Genomic DNA, 16,984 nt, shown 5'->3' with positions numbered 1-16,984 from the left:
CCAAGTCGAGTAGGGGAAAGGAGCACCATGCAGAACCGAGCGCTGGGGCTCGTGCCCGAGAAGGGTCGTGACCAGGACTGGGCGCCCGGGACGATGCGCGCACATGAGGCCTGGGCGCTGGAGCTGTCCGTTTTGATGGACACGATGAACGCACGGTCAGTCGCGATCGACCTGGGACAGCAAGGCATGCAGGCTGCACTGACCGTCGTCTCGGGGCGGCTCTGCGTGCTGTTGCGGCCCGGCCTGAGCGAGCAGGAGACGGCGGTCGCCATCAGGTCGCTGCTCGGCCGTTACATTCACCGGCCTGCCTCTCTCCTGACTCTCTGGCCGGATACAGGTGGGCAAGGCGTGGTTGTGAAGGAACCAGACGACGCCTCGGACTGGGGGCAAGGGGACCCGCCAGAGGTGCCGGCTGACGTTCTGCCTCTGTATGAGGCCGGAAACTGGGCACCGAAGGACGGATGGCGGAGCAACGACGAGGTGTGGGAGAACCTGAAGCAGTTCACCGCCGACCACCTCAAGGGCGTCGTGGAGTACATTCCCGAGGACATGTATCCCCTGCCCGACGGGCTGGGCGCAGTTGTCGCCGCCGGGTACGACGGTGAGGGGATGGCTCATCCGCTGGTGTTCCTCCGCGGCGATCTGCCCGCGGGTCTGCGCGTCGACCTCCTCGGCTTCTCCATCGCGCTGGCCGTCGGTGCCGATCGCGGCGGTCGGGAACCCGATGAGAACGGCATCTTCTATGTCGGTACGGACGCGGGGCCGGTTGGCGGCCCTGGGGTCGCACTTCTCGGAGCTCTGATGGTCCAGCGCTTGGGGCGTCGTCCGGGCGACTGCGACTTCAGGCTTCTCGATCCACCGGACGAAGTCGGCCGGGGGCAGGAGCCGGCCGCTTGAACCTGAGTCGACTGCGCTCGAAGGCGTCGGGCCTCTGAGGAGCGTCACCAGCGCTCCCTTGGGAGTCGGATTCCGGGGTTGGCTCCCAAACGGCTCCCAAAAGATGCCCAGAAACAACTCAGGGGCCCGACCCGCTGAGCGGATCAGGCCCCTGACCTGGTACTTCACTGTCGGGGTGGCGGGATTTGAACCCACGACCTCTTCGTCCCGAACGAAGCGCGCTGCCAAGCTGCGCTACACCCCGATGTCGCTGCAGGTCCTGCTTGTCGCGGCGACGTCGTTTACTTTAGCCCACTGGTGGCTGGAGACGAAATCCGGTTTTCGCGCGGTGGTGGGTGCGGTGGCGGAGGGGGTTCGGGCGGATGTGGTCGAGGGCCACGAGGAGGACGGCGAGGGCGTAGAAGGAGAGGCCGAGGAGGAGGGCGTTGCCGAGGACGGTCTTGTAGCCGTGGAGGTCGACGTCCAGGAACGGGTAGAGGTAGTGGGCCGGCGTTCCGGGCAGGAGCAGCTCGCCTCGGGTGAAGGAGAAGGCCAGGTAGGCGAGGGGGAACACCAGCCAGGTCGCCGCGTTGCGTAGGCGTAGGCGGCCGGGGGCCGTCAGGAGCAGCCAGTCCAGGGTCGCCGCGATCGGCAGGGCCGTGTGCAGGACCACGTTCGTGATCTTCGCCCAGCCCGTCGGCGCCGCCGTGTCCGTCATGGAGAACGGCGTAGTCGTCTCCGCCAGGAGCAGGTGGTACACCAGGCCCGTGAGCAGGACGTACAACAGCGTCGCGCCGGTCAGCGCGGCAGGCAGCGGGCGGCGGGCGGTCCAGGCCCTGCGGGCCGACGCCGTGGAGACCAACGCCAGCAGCACGGCGCTCTGGATCGTGAAGTAGCTCAGGACTCGGGGCGGGCTGCCCAGGAGCAGGTCGATCGTCACCGCCGCGGCGGCCGTCAGAGCGACCAGCAGGCGGTACGCGGCGGTCAGCGGGCGGCGTACGGGGGCCACCACCGCCGTGGCGGGGACGGGGGAGGGCAGCAGCGCGGGCATGCCTGGGATCGCGGGAAGATCCGGGATGTCCCTGGGTATCGGGGCGGTCATGCCCTCACGCTAAGCAGGGGTGACAAAAGGGGCGATACGGGCGGGCCGTGCGGGTTAACCGCTCAGCTTCCCTGACCGTCCAGACTCCGCGTCCGCCCAGTCTCCGCGTCCGCCCAGTCCCCGCGCCCGTGCTCTCCCTGCCCATGCCGTGCAGTCCCTCGCTCGGCCTGCCCAGTCACCCCGCCCGTGCAGCCCCCGGCCCGCCCAGCTACCCCACCCGCAACAACCCCGCCCTACTCCCGCCCCACCAACGTCAACAGCGTCGCCTCCGGCGGGCACGCGAACCGTACCGGCGTGTAGCGGTTCGTGCCGCAGCCCGCCGAGACGTGCAGGTACGACGTCCTGTCCTCCGCCGTGTGCGTCGACAGGCCCTTCACCCGGTCCGTGTCGAGGTCGCAGTTGGTGACCAGGGCGCCGTAGAAGGGGATGCACAGCTGGCCGCCGTGCGTGTGGCCGGCCAGGATCAACGGGTAGGCGTCGGCCGCGTACGCGTCAAGGACGCGCAGATACGGCGCGTGCACCACGCCCATCGAGAAGTCCACCGAGGACGACGGGCCGCCCGCCACCTCCGCGTACCGGTCCCGCTTGATGTGCGGGTCGTCCAGTCCCGTCAGCTCCACCGACACACCCTCGACCTTCAGCGTGCCGCGCGTGTTCGTGAGGTTGAGCCAGCCCGCCGCGTCGAAGCCGTCCCGCAGGTCCTCCCACGGGTTGTGGACCACGCCGACCGCGGGCGGGTTGCCGTTCAGACCGTGCCGGCCACTCACCTTCTCCAGGAGGTAGCGGGCGGGGTTACGGGGCTTCGGGCCGTAGTAGTCGTTGGAGCCGAAGACGTACGCCCCCGGGAACTCCATCAGCGGACCCAGCGCGTCCAGGACCTCGGGCACGCCCTCCGGGTCCGACAGGTTGTCGCCCGTGTTGATCACGAAGTCCGGACGCAGCCCGGCCAGCGAGCGCAGCCAGCGCTGCTTCTTGCGCTGGCCGCCGACCATGTGGATGTCGGAGACCTGGAGCACGCGCAGGGGCCGCATGCCGGCGGGCAGGACGGGGACCGTCACCCGTCGCAGGCGGAAGGAGCGGGCTTCGAAGCCCGCCGAGTACAGCAGTCCGGCGGCGCCAACCGCCGCCATTCCCAAAGGAACTCCGTATCGCGCGCGCATGCCTCCATCGTGTCAGATGGCGGGCGCGCACTTGACCAGTCGGCCGGGGTCCCGTAAATGCACGGGCGCCTCTCGTCGTACACCTGCGACAATCAAACCCATGACCACCACGCTCAAGTCGAAGCTGCAGGCAGACCTCAACGCCGCGATCAAGGGGCGCGACGAGCTCCGCTCCTCGACGCTCCGGCTGACCCTCGCCGCGATCACCAAGGAGGAGGTCGCGGGCAAGGAGAAGCGTGAGCTCTCCGACGACGAGGTCCTCAAGGTGATCACCAAGGAGGCGAAGAAGCGCCGCGAGGCGGCGGACGCGTTCGCCCAGGGTGGTCGGGCCGAGAGCGCCGAGCGGGAGAAGGCGGAGGGCGAGGTGCTCTCCGAGTACCTGCCCAAGCAGCTGTCCGACGACGAGCTGAACGACATCGTCGCCCAGGCCGTCGAGGAGGCGAAGGCGGCGGGCGCCGAGGGGCCGCGGGCCATGGGTGCCGTCATGAAGATCGTGAACCCGAAGGTCGCCGGCCTCGCCGAGGGCGGCCGAGTCGCCGCCGTGGTGAAGAAGCTGCTCGCCGGCTGAGCAACACAGCCCAGGCAAGGGCCGAGTGCGGCCCGAGTACAGCCCAACCACGGCCAACTGCGGCCAAGCACAGCAAGCACCGCCTGAGAAGCAAGCCTCAACAAGGCCTGCACCAACGGCAGTTCATGCCAACGCGCCAACGCGCCAACGCGCCAACGCGCCGGCACGCCAACGCGCCAGCACGCCAGCAGAGCCGGACAGCAAAAGGCCAGGACCCCAGAAGCCGCAGCCTCCGGTGTCCTGGCCCGCTCGCTCCGCCGGACAGGAACTACCCGCTAGCCGCTACCCGCGGCCCCCGCCATTGCCGTTGTTGCCCTGGAACAGGTTCTCCGGAATGGAGAAGGTGGGCGTCGGGAACGACCCGCCGTCGGTACCGCCGTCGCCCTGGCCGCCGGTGTTGCCGTTGCCGTCGCCGTTGTCCCCGTCCCCGTTGCCATCGCCGTTCCCGTTTCCGTTCCCGTCGCCGTCACCGCGGCCCGGGTTGTCCTCCGGGATGTCGACGAAGTTGAACTTCGGGGCGTCCTTGCCGGCGAGGGCGCCGGTCATGGCGTCCTTCCAGATCGGGCCCGGGACCTGGCCGCCGTAGACGAGGGAGTTGTACTCGCCGCCGATGTAGATGTTCTTCATCTCGACCTTCTGGGAGGCGCTGCCCACCCAGACGGCGCCCGAGAGGTTCGGCGTGTAGCCGACGAACCAGGCGTTCTTGCGGGAGTCCGTCGTACCCGTCTTACCGGCGTTGTCTCGGTCGGAGAGGCCCGCCGTCTTGCCGGTGCCGGAGTCGACCACGCCCTTGAGGAGCTGGTTGACGGTGTCCGCGGTCGTCTCGGACATGGCGCGCGAGCAGGTCGACTTGGGCACCTCCAGGGACTTCTTCTCCTGGCCGACCTTCTGCGTGATCGACTCGATGGCGACCGGCGTGCAGTACATGCCGCGGGCGGCGAAGGCGGCGTACGCGGTCGCCATCGTCAGCGGGGAGATGCCCTTGGAACCCAGCGCGATGGCGGGCACCTCGGGCAGCTTGTCGCCGTTGCCCTGGACGACCTGGAGCTTGTTGGTCATGTTGACCACGGGACACAGGCCGATGTCGGAGATCATCTGCACGAAGTAGGTGTTGACCGACAGCTCCATCGCCTTGCGCAGACGGTAGGGGCCCTTCTCCGACTCCGACTCGTTCTCCAGCTTCTCGCCCCTCGTGTTGACCCACGGCTTGCTGTCGCAGGTCTGCACGGGGCTCGGGTACTCCATCTGGTACGGCGACGAGTACTCCTGGTCGGCCGGCCGGCCCTCCTCCAGCGCGGCCGCCGCGACGAACGGCTTGAACGTCGAACCGGTCGGGAAGCCGAAGTTGGAGCCGCCCATGCCGTAGCCGACCGAGTAGTTGATCACGGTCTGGTGCTGCTTGGCGTTGGTGCCGTACGGCTTCGACTGCCCCATCGCCACGATCTTGCCGGTGCCGGGCTCGACGAGGGTCGCCGCGGCGGCCACCTTGTCGCTCTCGTAGACGTGGTCCTTGAGCGACTGCTTGACGGAGTCCTGGGCCTGCGGGTCGAGCGTCGTACGGATGGTCAGGCCGCCCTGGTTCCAGGTCTTGGCCCGGGCCTCCTTGGTCTTGCCGAAGACCGGGTCGGTGAGGAAGACGTTGCGCACGTAGTCACAGAAGAACCCGGCGTCGTCGACCGCGGTGATGCAGCCGTTCCTCGGCTTGCTGACCTTCAGGCCCAGCTTCTCGTTCTGCGCCTTCTTGGCCTCCGCCGCCGAGATGTCACCGACCTCGGCCATGCGCTGCAGCACGACATTGCGCCGCTTGGTGGCCTCCGCCTCGTCGTTGACCGGGTCGTACCGGCTCGGCGACTGGACGATGCCGGCGAGCAGCGCCGACTGGGCGAGGGTGAGGTCCTTGGCGGACGTGGAGAAGTAGCGCTGGGCGGCGGCCTCGACGCCGTACGCCTGCTGGCCGAAGAACGTGATGTTCAGGTAGTTCTCGAGGATCTTCTTCTTGCCGAGTTCCTCCTCGACCTGGATCGCGTACTTCAGCTCCTTGATCTTGCGGCCGATGGTCTGCTGGGTGGCCTGGGCGACCTTCGTCGGGTCGTCGCCCGCCTCTTCCACGAAGACGTTCTTCACGTACTGCTGGGTGAGCGTCGAGGCGCCCTCGGCGACCCCGCTGCTCTGCACGTTCTTGTTGAGGGCGCGCAGCACGCCCTTCAGGTCCACCGCGCCGTGCTTGTAGAAGCGCGAGTCCTCGATCGCGACGATGGCGTTCTGCATGTACGGCGAGATGTCCTTGAGCTCGACCACCGTGCGGTCCCGCGAGTAGACCGTGGCGATGGTGCCGCCCTTGGCGTCGAGGATCGTGGTGCGCTGGCTCAGCGGCGGGGTCTTCAGGTTGGCCGGGAGCTCGTCGAAGCTCTCCACCGATCCCTTGGCCGCGAGTCCGAGCGCGCCGAAGGCGGGCAGGGCGATGCCGGCCAGCACCGCACCCGCGAGCACGCTGACACCGAGGAACTTCGCGGCCTGCTGGGTGGGGGAGAGACCGCCACCGGAGCGCTTCTTCGACATGGGGGCAGCCTAATCCGTACTCATGAGCGTTCGACGAAGACGGCAGGCCGTTTCGAGCGCATGGCAAAGAGAGGGCCTACCTTCTCATTCGCCGGACACGCGCGCAGGCCTTGGCCTAAGCTGCTCTCAACTGTCACAGCAGTGCGGCCACGTATCAATACGTCCGGCGACCCCGAATCGTTCCGGAGGTTCCCCGACTTTCTGGTGGGGGCGTGTCCGAATCCGCCTTGTGTGTCACCTGGTGCCCGTTGTGACTCAACAGAACTGTCCCGCTTTGCCGGGATGATCACGCATGTCGCGGGCTCACTCCCCCGGGTGATCTGCCGCTTACGCATAGTCCGTTCGGGCCATTCAAGATTGGGCCCGAAGGGGGTGTTGCGCTGTGCCCACCTTCCGTAACGTCCTCAACTGGCGGCGGTGAATATGCCGCTGCCGCCGTGGGGGAGCCTCGATTCGGGAGAGGACGGCGCCGGTATGGGCTGGGTAACCGACTGGAGTGCGCAGGCGGCCTGCCGCACTACCGATCCGGATGAACTGTTCGTTCAAGGAGCAGCGCAGAACAGGGCCAAGGCGGTGTGCACCGGATGCCCGGTGCGGACCGAGTGCCTGGCCGATGCGCTCGACAACCGCGTCGAGTTCGGCGTGTGGGGAGGCATGACGGAGCGGGAGCGCCGCGCACTGCTGCGCAGGCGGCCAACGGTCACTTCCTGGCGCCGGCTCCTTGAGACCGCGCGCACGGAGTACGAACGAGGGGCCGGCATCCTGCCCCTCGACGACGACGAGGTGTACGAGAACTACGCGGCGGTGGGCTGAGCCCCCGGGCCGTCCATCGGGCCCTCGGGCCGCCTATCGGGTCCCCAGGACTCCATCGAGCCCTCGGGCCTCCATAGGACCTCCGGGCCGCTCATCGGGCCCTTCGGCAACCCGTCGGGCCCCGTCAGGGTCTGGGCCCGCAAGGGCACCCTCGGGTCATTCCTCCGTGCTCTCGGGCAGCTCCGGCCGACCGGCCGCGAGCCGTGCCCCGATGTCCCGCAGCCCCGCGAGGTCGTGGACGTCGCCGGGCAGCGCGGCCACCTCCGCCACCGCCACCTCGGGGTGGAGTGCGGTGAAGCGGTCGCGCGTGCGCTGCTCGCGGGAGAGCAGCCGCATCCGCTCGGCATGCAGCCGGAGCAGGCCCGCGGTGAGTTGTCCGACGGTCTGGTCCGAGGTGGGGGAACCTGAACTGCCGTCTGTGTCGGGAGAGTTACGAACTCCAGCTTTCCCGGCCTCCTGATCCACAATGCGGGACTCTTCAAGATTTTCCGCGGCGGCGAGTGCCCGCTCGGCCGACAGCCGGGCGGCTCCGCTGCCGTGGACCCGGTTGAGCACCAGCCCCGCCAGGGGCATGTCCTCGGCCGCGAGGCGCTCCACGAAGTAGGCGGCCTCCCGCAGCGCGTCCCGCTCCGGGGCGGCCACCACCAAAAACGCCGTGCCGGGCGCCTGGAGCAGTTTGTACGTCGCGTCCGCGCGCGTGCGAAACCCGCCGAACATGGAGTCCATGGCGGCCACGAACGTCTGGACGTCCTTCAGCAGTTGGCCGCCTAGCAGCTTGCCGAGGGCGCCCGTCATCATCGACATCCCGACGTTCAGGAACTTCATCCCGGCCCGCCCGCCGACCTTAGCGGGCGCCAGCAGGACCCGGATCAGCTTGCCGTCGAGGAAGGATCCGAGCCGCTTGGGCGCGTCCAGGAAGTCCAGCGCGGACCGGGACGGCGGGGTGTCGACGACGATCAGGTCCCACTCGTCCTTCGCCCGCAGCTGCCCCAGCTTCTCCATCGCCATGTACTCCTGCGTGCCCGCGAAGCCCGCCGAGAGCGACTGGTAGAAGGGATTGCCGAGAATCGCGGAGGCCCGCTCGGGGTCCGCGTGCGCCTCGACGATCTCGTCGAAGGTGCGCTTCATGTCCAGCATCATCGCGTGCAGTTCGCCGTCGCCCTCGACGCCCTTCACGCGCCGCGGGGTGTTGTCCAGCGAGTCGATGCCCATGGACTGGGCGAGCCGGCGGGCCGGGTCGATGGTCAGCACGACCACCTTCCGGCCCCGCTCGGCGGCCCGCAGTCCCAGCGCCGCGGCGGTCGTGGTCTTGCCGACCCCGCCCGAGCCGCAGCACACCACGATGCGGGTCGCCGGGTCGTCCAGCAGGGGGTCGAGATCGAGCACGCGCGCGGGGGAGAGGCGGTGCTGCCGCTCGGCGTCCGGGCTCATGACATCCCCTGCTTCCGCAGTTCCGTGGCCAGTTGGTACAACCCCGCCAGGTCCATGCCCTCGGCGAACAGCGGCAGTTCGTGCAGCGGGAGGTCCAGTGCGCCGAGGACCGCGCGCTGTTCGTGCTCCAGCGTGTACCGCTCGGCGTACTCCTCGGCCTGGGCCAGGAGCGGGTCCACCAGCCGCTCGGCATGCCCGCCGCGCCGCGCCCCGCCGAGCCCCGCGGCGGACAGCGACTGCGCGAAGGAGGAACGAGCCGTGCCGCGTACGAGTTCCAGTTCGGCCGCGTCCAACACCTCCGGGCGCACCATGTTCACGATGACCCGGCCCACCGGCAGCTTTGCCGCCCGCAGCTCGGCGATGCCGTCCGCGGTCTCCTGGACCGGCATCTCCTCAAGGAGCGTCACCAGGTGCACGGCCGTCTCCGGCGACTTCAGCACCCGCATCACGGCCTGCGCCTGATTGTGTATCGGCCCTATCTTGGCGAGGCCCGCTACCTCGTCGTTCACGTTCAAAAAGCGCGTGATGCGCCCGGTGGGCGGCGCGTCCATCACGACGTAGTCGTAGGCGAACCGCCCGGACTTCTCCTTGCGCCGCACCGCCTCGCACGCCTTGCCGGTCAGGAGCACGTCCCTGAGGCCGGGCGCGACGGTGGTCGCGAAGTCGATGGCGCCGAGCTTCTTCAGGGCGCGGCCGGCGCCGCCGAGTTTGTAGAACATCTGGAGGTAGTCCAGAAGGGCCAGTTCGGGATCGATGGCGAGGGCGTACACCTCCCCGCCGCCCCGTGCGACCGCGATCTTTCTCTCCTCGTAGGGCAACGCCTCCGTTTCGAAGAGCTGTGCGATGCCCTGCCGGCCCTCGACCTCCACGAGAAGCGTGCGCTTCCCCTCGGTGGCCAGGGCCAGCGCGAGGGCTGCGGCCACCGTGGTCTTACCGGTTCCGCCCTTGCCGCTGACGACCTGGAGCCTGCTCACGTCTTCGAGCGTAACCACTCGGCGTGCGCGTCAAGCAGCAGGCTGTGGATAAGGCGGCCGGAGCCTGTGGGGCCCACGGCCGCGGGGCCGGGTGCGGGCAGCGGCTAAAGTCGGCCACATGACCAAGTGGGAATACGCGACTGTGCCGCTGCTCGTACACGCCACGAAGCAGATTCTGGACACCTGGGGCGAGGACGGCTGGGAGCTCGTCCAGGTCGTGCCCGGGCCGAACAACCCCGAGCAGCTGGTGGCCTACCTCAAGCGGGAGAAGGCGTGAGCGCGGTCGAGGCGAAGCTCGCCGAACTCGGTCTGACGCTGCCCGAGGTCGTGCCGCCGCTGGCCGCGTACCAGCCGGCCGTGCGCTCGGGCGTGTACGTGTACACCTCCGGCCAGCTCCCCATGGTGGAGGGCAAGCTCCCCGTCACCGGCAAGGTCGGCGCGGAGGTCACCGCCGAGGAGGCCAAGGAGCTGGCCCGCGTCTGCGCGCTGAACGCGCTGGCGGCCGTCAAGTCGGTCGCCGGTGACCTGGACCGGATCGCGCGCGTGGTGAAGGTCGTCGGGTTCGTGGCCTCGGCCGCGGACTTCACCGGCCAGCCCGGCGTGATCAACGGCGCGAGCGAGCTGCTCGGCGAGGTCCTCGGCGACAAGGGCGTGCACGCGCGCAGCGCCGTGGGCGTGGCGGTGCTGCCGCTGGACGCCCCGGTGGAGGTCGAGGTCCAGGTGGAGCTCACGGAGGCGTAGAGCGGCTCCTGGGGCCCCTGGAGCGGCATCGCCGCACCTGAGGGCCCCTCTCGAACATTCGCGCACCACGGGATAGCCTCCGCCCATGGCGAATGGGCAGTGGTTTCCGCAGGACTGGCCGGAACGCATCCGCGCGCTCGCGGAGGGCACCCTCACCCCGGTCGTCCCCAAGCGCGCGGCCACGGTCATGCTCCTGAAGGACACCGACACCGGCCCCGCCGTGCACATGCTGCGCAGACGCGCCTCCATGGCCTTCGCCGGAGGCGCGTACGCGTATCCGGGCGGCGGCGTCGACCCGCGCGACGACGACCACGGGATCCGCTGGTCGGGCCCCACGCGCGCGTGGTGGGCCCGCAGGCTCGCGGTGACCGAGACGGAGGCCCAGGCGATCGTCTGCGCGGCCGTCCGCGAGACGTACGAGGAGGCGGGCGTCCTGCTCGCCGGCCCCACCGCCGACTCGGTGGTCGGGGACACGACCGGCGCGGACTGGGAGAGCGACCGTGCGGCCCTGGTGGCGCGGGACCTGTCCTTCGCCGAGTTCCTGGAGCGCCGCGGCCTGGTCCTGCGCTCGGACCTGCTCGGGGCGTGGACGCGCTGGATCACCCCGGAGTTCGAGTCCCGTCGCTTCGACACCTGGTTCTTCGTCGCCGCGCTCCCGGCCGGCCAGCGCACGCGCAATGCGTCCACGGAGGCGGACCGCACGGTGTGGATCCGTCCGGCGGACGCGGCGGCCTCGTACGACAAGGGCGAGCTGCTGATGATGCCGCCCACGATCGCCACCCTGCGCCAGCTGATCGCCTACCCCGGCGCCGCCGAGGCGCTCGCGGCGGCGCCCGACCGCGACCTGACGCCGGTCCTGGCGCGGGCCAGGCTGGACGGCGAGGAGATTGTGCTGTCCTGGCCGGGGCACGCGGAGTTCACGAAGCACATCCCGACCGGTGGAGCCTCGGCATGACGATCCGGTCCACACCGTCAGACGGAGCCCTCGCATGACGGTACGGTCGACGCCGCCCCAAGGAGCGCTCGCATGACGGACGCAGCAGCCCTTCCCGGCCAGCCACGCGGCGGGGCCCTCTCCGGTCCCGCCACCCCGCGTGCCGTGAACGTCCTCGCGCCCAACGCGTCCGCGATGACGCTGGACGGCACGAACACCTGGATCCTCGCCGAGCCCGACTCCGAACTGGCCGTCGTGGTCGACCCCGGACCGCTGGACGAGAGCCACCTGCGCCATGTCGTCGACGTCGCCGAGAAGGCCGGCCGGCGCGTCGCGCTCACCCTGCTGACGCACGGTCACCCGGACCACGCCGAGGGCGCCGCCCGTTTCGCCGAGCTGACCGGCACGCGCGTGCGTGCGCTGGACCCGGCGCTGCGGCTGGGCGACGAGGGGCTGGCGGCCGGGGACGTCGTCACCGTCGGCGGCCTGGAGCTGAGGGTCGTACCCACCCCCGGCCACACCTCCGACTCCCTGTGCTTCCATCTCCCGGCCGATCAGGCCGTCCTGACGGGCGACACCATCCTGGGCCGCGGTACGACGGTCGTGGCGCACCCCGACGGCCGCCTGGGCGACTATCTGGACTCCCTGCGCCGCCTGAGGTCCCTCGCGGTCGACGATGGCGTCCACACGGTCCTGCCGGGCCACGGTCCCGTCCTGGAGGACGCCCAGGGGGCGGTGGAGTTCTATCTCGCCCACCGCGCCCACCGGCTCGCCCAGGTGGAGACGGCGGTCGAGGACGGCTACCTGACGCCGTCGCAGGTCGTCGCCCACGTCTACGCCGACGTGGACCGCTCCCTGTGGCCGGCCGCCGAGCTGTCGGTGCGGGCGCAGATGGACTACCTGGACGAACACGGGCTCATCTAGGGCCCGTCGGGGCGGGGCGCCTTCACGCCGTGCACGCGCGCGTATTCCTCCGCCAGCCAGGGCCCGAGATCGTCGACGTACGAGGCGAGCACCGCGCGGTCACCCGTGGGCTCGTGGCCCCGCACCGCCGCCGCCCGCAGCTGCTCGGCCCGCTCCGGGTAGTACGCGCCGAACACCTCCGCCATCTCCCGCAGATCGCTGGTCCAGCCGTTCCAGCGGGGCATGACGAGGGTGAAGCCGGTGCGGACGAGATGGCGGGACATGAAGCGCACGAGAGGCCGCAGGGACGTTTCGCTGTCGTCGGCGGCCTCGATGCGGGCGCGCCAGCGCGGCAGCAGCAGGGCGAGATCCCCGTTGGTCTCACGGGCGAGCAGGGAGTCGGGCCGGTAGCGCGGCAGGAACTCGGCGAGGTCGTCGCCGAGCAGCGGGGTGCACAGACAGGCCACGAACCAGCCCAGGTCGTAGGTCTCCAGCTCGCTCAGCAGCCGCGCCCGGCTGTACAGCAGCGTTCCGACGCCGTCGATCGCCGGGTGCTCCTTGTCGAGGGCCTCGCCCAGTGCCCGTACGGCGTCCCGGTCGGCCGGTGCGGGCTCCTCGCGCAGGGCGATCAGCAGATCGAGGTCGCTGCGCCCCACGCGCGCGGTGCCGCGCGGGATCGAGCCGTACAGGTAGGCGCTGTGCAGCCGGCCGCCGAAGAGGTCGAGGACACGATCACGCGCGGCGGCGACCACGGGGCGGAAGTCGTGCGGCACGCGCGCGAGGGAGCCCTCGCGCGCGATGTAGCCCTGTGGGTCGAGACCTCTGGAGGGCACCTTTTCAGACATGGGCCAACTACATCAGGACGGAGCCCACGGAACGGTCACCGTGAACGCTTGGCCAGCCGCTCCACGTCCAGCAGGATCACCGCACGCGCCTCCAGGCGCAGCCACCCGCGCTGGGCGAAGTCGGCGAGGGCCTTGTTGACCGTCTCGCGGGACGCGCCGACCAGCTGGGCCAGCTCCTCCTGCGTGAGGTCGTGGACGACGTGGATGCCCTCCTCGGACTGGACGCCGAAGCGGCGGGAGAGGTCCAGGAGCGCGCGGGCGACACGACCGGGGACGTCCGAGAAGACCAGGTCGGACATCTGGTCGTTGGTCTTGCGCAGGCGGCGGGCGACGGCGCGCAGCAGCGCCGTGGCGACCTCGGGGCGGACGTTCAGCCAGGGCTGGAGGTCGCCGTGGCCGAGGCCGAGCAGCTTGACCTCGGTCAGCGCCGTGGCGGTGGCCGTGCGCGGGCCCGGGTCGAACAACGACAGTTCGCCGATCAGCTCACCGGGACCCACGACGGCGAGCATGTTCTCGCGGCCGTCGGGGGAGGTGCGGTGGAGCTTGACCTTGCCTTCGGTGACGACATAGAGCCGGTCGCCGGGGTCGCCCTCGTGGAAGAGGGAGTCGCCACGGGCGAGCGTCACCTCACTCATGGAGGCGCGCAGCTCCGCGGACTGCTCGTCGTCGAGTGCCGCGAAGAGCGGGTTGCGCCGGAGGACGTCGTCCACGAGTTCTCTCCTTGTCGACCTGCTCAGGGGATCTTTCTCCCCCTTGGTACCAGGGGACCGTGCTCCCCATTTTGCCGGACGGTCCAAACAGTGTGATCTGTCACAAGGATGCCGCACACATGTCCTGAGGTAAGCGGCAGGGGTCCAATCGGGGGCCGATCTTCTGGGTCCGGGGCGATTGTCGGTGCCGGGCTTTAGGCTGGCCGGGTGTCCAAATCGCCGGTGAGAGCACAGGCCAAGGGGGCTGGACGGGTGGTTGTACGTCGGGATTCCGCTGTGGGCGAACAGAACTCCGGTGGCGGAAAGAAAGCGGCAAAAGCGACAAAGAAGGCGTCTGTGGTGGTGAAGAAGGTTGCGGTCAAGAAGGTAGCCGCGAAGAAGGCCGTTCCGGCGAAGAAGGTCGCCGTGAAGCCGTCCGCGAAGTCGAACGAGTCGGCCACCGCCCTCGTCCGCCGGGCCCGCCGTATCAACCGCGAACTCGCCGAGGTCTATCCGTACGCCCACCCCGAACTGGACTTCACCAACCCCTTCCAGCTCGTCGTCGCCACGGTCCTGTCCGCCCAGACCACCGACCTGAGGGTCAATCAGACGACCCCCGCGCTCTTCGCCAAGTACCCCACCCCCGAGGATCTGGCCGCCGCCAATCCCGAGGAGGTCGAGGAGATCCTGCGGCCGACCGGCTTCTTCCGGGCCAAGACCAAGTCGGTCATAGGGCTGTCGAAGGCCCTGGTGGAGCAGTTCGGCGGCGAGGTGCCCGGCAAGCTGGAGGAACTGGTCAAGCTGCCAGGCGTGGGCCGCAAGACCGCGTTCGTGGTGCTCGGCAACGCTTTCGGACGACCCGGCATCACTGTGGACACGCACTTTCAACGGCTGGTGCGACGCTGGCAATGGACGGACGAGACCGACCCCGACAAGATCGAGGCCGCGATCGGCGCGCTGTTCCCGAAGAGTGACTGGACGGACCTGTCCCACCATGTGATCTGGCACGGCCGCCGTATCTGCCACGCCCGCAAACCCGCCTGCGGCGCCTGCCCCATCGCCCCGCTCTGCCCGGCGTTCGGCGAGGGCGAGACCGACCCGGAGAAGGCGAAGAAGCTCCTCAAGTACGAGAAGGGCGGCTTCCCGGGCCAGCGCCTCAACCCGCCCCAGTCCTACCTGGACGCGGGCGGCAAGGCGGCACCGCCGCTGGGGGCCGGATGACGGGCCGCCGACCGGGCACCCGCACGCGGGGCGGATGCCAGTGGCAGCCTCAGGGGCGATCCCGGAGCGAGTCTCGGGGTCGATCCCGGGGCCGGCCCCAGGGACGACCTCAGGGCCGATCCCAGGGCGCCCGGCTGGAACGATCAACGGCTTGCCGGGCGTTGGACGGGGCAGGACGACGGGGGTGGCGATGAGGCATACGAGCAATACGCAGGGCAGGCATACGAGCGGCCCGGGCGAGGCGCCGGGCGTGACGCTGAGCAAGGACGGCCTCCCCGGCTGGCTGGACCCGGTCGTACACGCCGTCGAGACGGTCGAGCCGCTCCAGTTGAGCCGCTTCCTGCCGCCGGCGAACGGCGCGGGACGGCAGTCCGCCGTACTGATCCTCTTCGGGGAGGGCGAGCGCGGGCCCGAGCTGCTGCTCATGGAGCGGGCCAGCTCGCTGCGCTCCCATGCCGGACAGCCGTCCTTCCCCGGCGGCGCCCTCGATCCCGAGGACGGCGACCCGCTGGCCGAGGGTCCGCTGCGGGCCGCTCTCCGCGAGGCCGAGGAGGAGACCGGGCTCGACCCGAGCGGTGTCCAGCTCTTCGGTGTGCTGCCCAAGCTCTACATCCCGGTCAGCGGCTTCGTCGTCACCTCCGTGCTGGGCTGGTGGCGCGAGCCCACCCCGGTGGGAGTGGTCGACCCCAATGAGACGGCCCGCGTCTTCACCGTCCCCGTGGCGGATCTCACGGACCCGGACAACCGGGCCACCACCGTCCACCCCAGCGGCCACCGAGGTCCGGCATTCCTGGTCGAATCGGCCCTGGTGTGGGGGTTCACGGCCGGAATCATCGACCGGCTGCTGCACTACTCCGGCTGGGAGCGCCCCTGGGACCGGGACAAGCAGGTCCCGCTCGACTGGCGGTCATGACAGGGTGTCTGCCGTGCTGTGTCATGTGATGAGGCGAGGCCTGAACCGGTGAACGTGCTGGACATCCTGTTGCTGGTCGCCGCCGTGTGGTTCGCGATCGTCGGCTATCGCCAGGGCTTCGTCGTCGGCATCCTGTCGGTGATCGGCTTCATGGGCGGCGGTCTCGTCGCCGTATACCTGCTCCCCGTCATCTGGGACGCCCTCACGGACAACTCCGAGGTCAGCACGACCGCGGCCGTCGTCGCCGTGGTCGTCGTCATCGTCTGCGCCTCCGTCGGCCAGGCCCTGACCACCCACCTCGGCAACAAGCTGCGCCGTTACATCACCTGGTCCCCGGCCCGCGCCCTGGACGCCACCGGCGGCGCCCTCGTCAACGTGGTCGCGATGCTCCTCGTGGCCTGGCTGATCGGCTCCGCCCTCGCCCAGACCACCCTGCCGACCCTGGGCAAGGAGGTCCGTGGCTCCAAGGTGCTCCTCGGCGTCTCGGAGGCGCTGCCCGACGCGGCCGACACCTGGTTCAAGGACTTCACCTCGGTCCTCGCGCAGAACGGCTTCCCGCAGGTCTTCAGCCCGTTCTCCGACGAGCCGATCAAGGAGGTCCAGCCGCCGGACCCCGAGCTGGTGAACAGCCCGGCCGCCGCCAGGGCCAAGCAGTCCATCGTCAAGGTCATGGGCACCGCCCAGAGTTGCGGCAAGGTCCTGGAGGGCACCGGCTTCGTCTTCGGCGAGCGCCGCGTCATGACCAACGCGCATGTCGTGGGCGGCGTCGACGAACCCACCGTCCAGATCGGCGGCGAGGGCCAGAAGTACGACGCCACGGTCGTCCTGTACGACTGGGAGCGCGACATCGCTGTCCTCGACGTACCCGAACTGAAGGCGCCCGCGCTGAAGTTCACCGCGACGGACGCCGAGAGCGGTGACGACGCGATCATCGCCGGGTTCCCGGAGAACGGCGCGTACGACGTCCGTGCCGCGCGCGTGCGCGGCCGGATCCCGGCCAACGGTCCGGACATCTACCACCGCGGCACCGTGCACCGCGATGTGTACTCCCTCTACGCGACCGTCCGTCAGGGCAACTCCGGCGGCCCGCTGCTCACCCCCCAAGGGGAGGTGTACGGCGTGGTCTTCGCGAAGTCCCTCGACAACGCCGACACCGGCTACGCGCTCACCGCGGACGAGATCCGGGAGGACATCACCAAGGGGCGCACCGCGAACGAGCAGGTGGACAGCGACAGCTGCGCGCTGTAGACCGCGT

17 protein-coding genes and 1 tRNA gene are annotated in these 16,984 nt (G+C 69.9%); 10 read left to right on the top strand and 8 right to left on the bottom strand.

The window, feature by feature from the left end; translation table 11 throughout:
- Positions 1 to 27 precede the first annotated feature (27 nt).
- On the top strand, positions 28 to 897 hold the full coding sequence (locus tag OG885_RS20990; protein ID WP_405733861.1) for a hypothetical protein: 870 nt from the start codon (positions 28 to 30) through the stop codon (positions 895 to 897).
- 170 nt (positions 898 to 1,067) lie between these two features.
- Here the strand turns inward: OG885_RS20990 and OG885_RS20985 are convergent.
- The 3 genes from OG885_RS20985 to OG885_RS20975 form a co-directional block, all read right to left on the bottom strand.
- A tRNA-Pro gene (locus OG885_RS20985) sits at positions 1,068 to 1,141 on the bottom strand.
- Between the two features lie 42 nt (positions 1,142 to 1,183).
- Positions 1,184 to 1,978, bottom strand: coding sequence for a Pr6Pr family membrane protein (locus OG885_RS20980; RefSeq protein WP_405733859.1), 795 nt, complete (start codon positions 1,976 to 1,978; stop codon positions 1,184 to 1,186).
- A 233-nt stretch (positions 1,979 to 2,211) separates the two neighbouring features.
- Positions 2,212 to 3,138, bottom strand: coding sequence for a metallophosphoesterase (locus OG885_RS20975; protein ID WP_405733857.1), 927 nt, complete (start codon positions 3,136 to 3,138; stop codon positions 2,212 to 2,214).
- 100 nt (positions 3,139 to 3,238) lie between these two features.
- On the opposite strand from OG885_RS20975, the gene OG885_RS20970 reads away from it, so the two are divergent.
- Positions 3,239 to 3,706: a GatB/YqeY domain-containing protein gene (locus OG885_RS20970; RefSeq protein ID WP_405733854.1), complete on the top strand. Its 468-nt coding sequence runs from the start codon at positions 3,239 to 3,241 to the stop codon at positions 3,704 to 3,706.
- A gap of 282 nt (positions 3,707 to 3,988) precedes the next feature.
- Here the strand turns inward: OG885_RS20970 and OG885_RS20965 are convergent, their stop codons facing one another.
- Entirely contained in the window at positions 3,989 to 6,265 is a 2,277-nt protein-coding gene (locus tag OG885_RS20965; RefSeq protein WP_405733851.1) for a transglycosylase domain-containing protein, read from the bottom strand.
- Positions 6,266 to 6,739: 474 nt separating this feature from the next.
- Between OG885_RS20965 and wblA the strand changes: the two genes are divergently transcribed.
- On the top strand, positions 6,740 to 7,078 hold the full coding sequence (gene wblA / locus OG885_RS20960; RefSeq protein WP_362943536.1) for a transcriptional regulator WblA: 339 nt from the start codon (positions 6,740 to 6,742) through the stop codon (positions 7,076 to 7,078).
- A gap of 156 nt (positions 7,079 to 7,234) precedes the next feature.
- On the opposite strand, the gene OG885_RS20955 is transcribed toward wblA, so the two are convergent.
- Positions 7,235 to 8,509 (bottom strand): ArsA family ATPase, encoded by a 1,275-nt coding sequence (locus OG885_RS20955; RefSeq protein ID WP_405733848.1) that lies wholly within the window; start codon positions 8,507 to 8,509, stop codon positions 7,235 to 7,237.
- Positions 8,506 to 9,483, bottom strand: coding sequence for an ArsA family ATPase (locus tag OG885_RS20950; RefSeq protein ID WP_405733845.1), 978 nt, complete (start codon positions 9,481 to 9,483; stop codon positions 8,506 to 8,508). The genes OG885_RS20955 and OG885_RS20950 overlap by 4 nt, the downstream gene beginning before the upstream one ends.
- Positions 9,484 to 9,601: 118 nt before the next feature.
- Here OG885_RS20950 and OG885_RS20945 point away from each other — a divergent pair, with 118 nt between their 5' ends.
- From OG885_RS20945 to OG885_RS20930, 4 genes are all read left to right on the top strand, one after another.
- Positions 9,602 to 9,760 carry a DUF4177 domain-containing protein gene (locus OG885_RS20945; RefSeq protein WP_003967454.1) on the top strand — a complete coding sequence of 53 codons (159 nt, stop codon included), beginning with the start codon at positions 9,602 to 9,604 and terminating at the stop codon, positions 9,758 to 9,760.
- Positions 9,757 to 10,224 carry a RidA family protein gene (locus OG885_RS20940; RefSeq protein ID WP_399952373.1) on the top strand — a complete coding sequence of 156 codons (468 nt, stop codon included), beginning with the start codon at positions 9,757 to 9,759 and terminating at the stop codon, positions 10,222 to 10,224. The genes OG885_RS20945 and OG885_RS20940 overlap by 4 nt, the downstream gene beginning before the upstream one ends.
- Positions 10,225 to 10,309: 85 nt before the next feature.
- Entirely contained in the window at positions 10,310 to 11,179 is an 870-nt protein-coding gene (locus OG885_RS20935; RefSeq protein ID WP_405733842.1) for an NUDIX hydrolase, read from the top strand.
- A gap of 72 nt (positions 11,180 to 11,251) precedes the next feature.
- Positions 11,252 to 12,082, top strand: coding sequence for an MBL fold metallo-hydrolase (locus OG885_RS20930; protein WP_405733839.1), 831 nt, complete (start codon positions 11,252 to 11,254; stop codon positions 12,080 to 12,082).
- Here the strand turns inward: OG885_RS20930 and OG885_RS20925 are convergent.
- Both OG885_RS20925 and OG885_RS20920 read right to left on the bottom strand, forming a co-directional pair.
- The gene (locus OG885_RS20925; protein WP_405733836.1) at positions 12,079 to 12,906 is read right to left on the bottom strand and encodes a nucleotidyltransferase domain-containing protein; all 828 of its coding nucleotides are present in this window, start codon (positions 12,904 to 12,906) and stop codon (positions 12,079 to 12,081) included. The genes OG885_RS20930 and OG885_RS20925 overlap by 4 nt on opposite strands.
- Positions 12,907 to 12,941: 35 nt before the next feature.
- Complete coding sequence (locus OG885_RS20920) at positions 12,942 to 13,616, bottom strand: Crp/Fnr family transcriptional regulator (RefSeq protein WP_266824125.1); 675 nt, start codon at positions 13,614 to 13,616, stop codon at positions 12,942 to 12,944.
- Between the two features lie 336 nt (positions 13,617 to 13,952).
- On the opposite strand from OG885_RS20920, the gene nth reads away from it, so the two are divergent.
- From nth to OG885_RS20905, 3 genes are all read left to right on the top strand, one after another.
- Positions 13,953 to 14,816: an endonuclease III gene (nth, locus tag OG885_RS20915; protein ID WP_405733833.1), complete on the top strand. Its 864-nt coding sequence runs from the start codon at positions 13,953 to 13,955 to the stop codon at positions 14,814 to 14,816.
- A 190-nt stretch (positions 14,817 to 15,006) separates the two neighbouring features.
- Positions 15,007 to 15,729: an NUDIX hydrolase gene (locus OG885_RS20910; RefSeq protein WP_405733831.1), complete on the top strand. Its 723-nt coding sequence runs from the start codon at positions 15,007 to 15,009 to the stop codon at positions 15,727 to 15,729.
- 48 nt (positions 15,730 to 15,777) lie between these two features.
- Complete coding sequence (locus OG885_RS20905) at positions 15,778 to 16,977, top strand: MarP family serine protease (RefSeq protein ID WP_405733828.1); 1,200 nt, start codon at positions 15,778 to 15,780, stop codon at positions 16,975 to 16,977.
- The last annotated feature ends 7 nt before the right edge of the window (positions 16,978 to 16,984 follow it).

This window comes from Streptomyces sp. NBC_00028 (genome assembly GCF_045041065.1).
In the GTDB taxonomy this organism is placed as follows: Bacteria; Actinomycetota; Actinomycetes; order Streptomycetales; family Streptomycetaceae; genus Streptomyces.
This window is presented reverse-complemented; position numbering and strand designations above follow the sequence as displayed.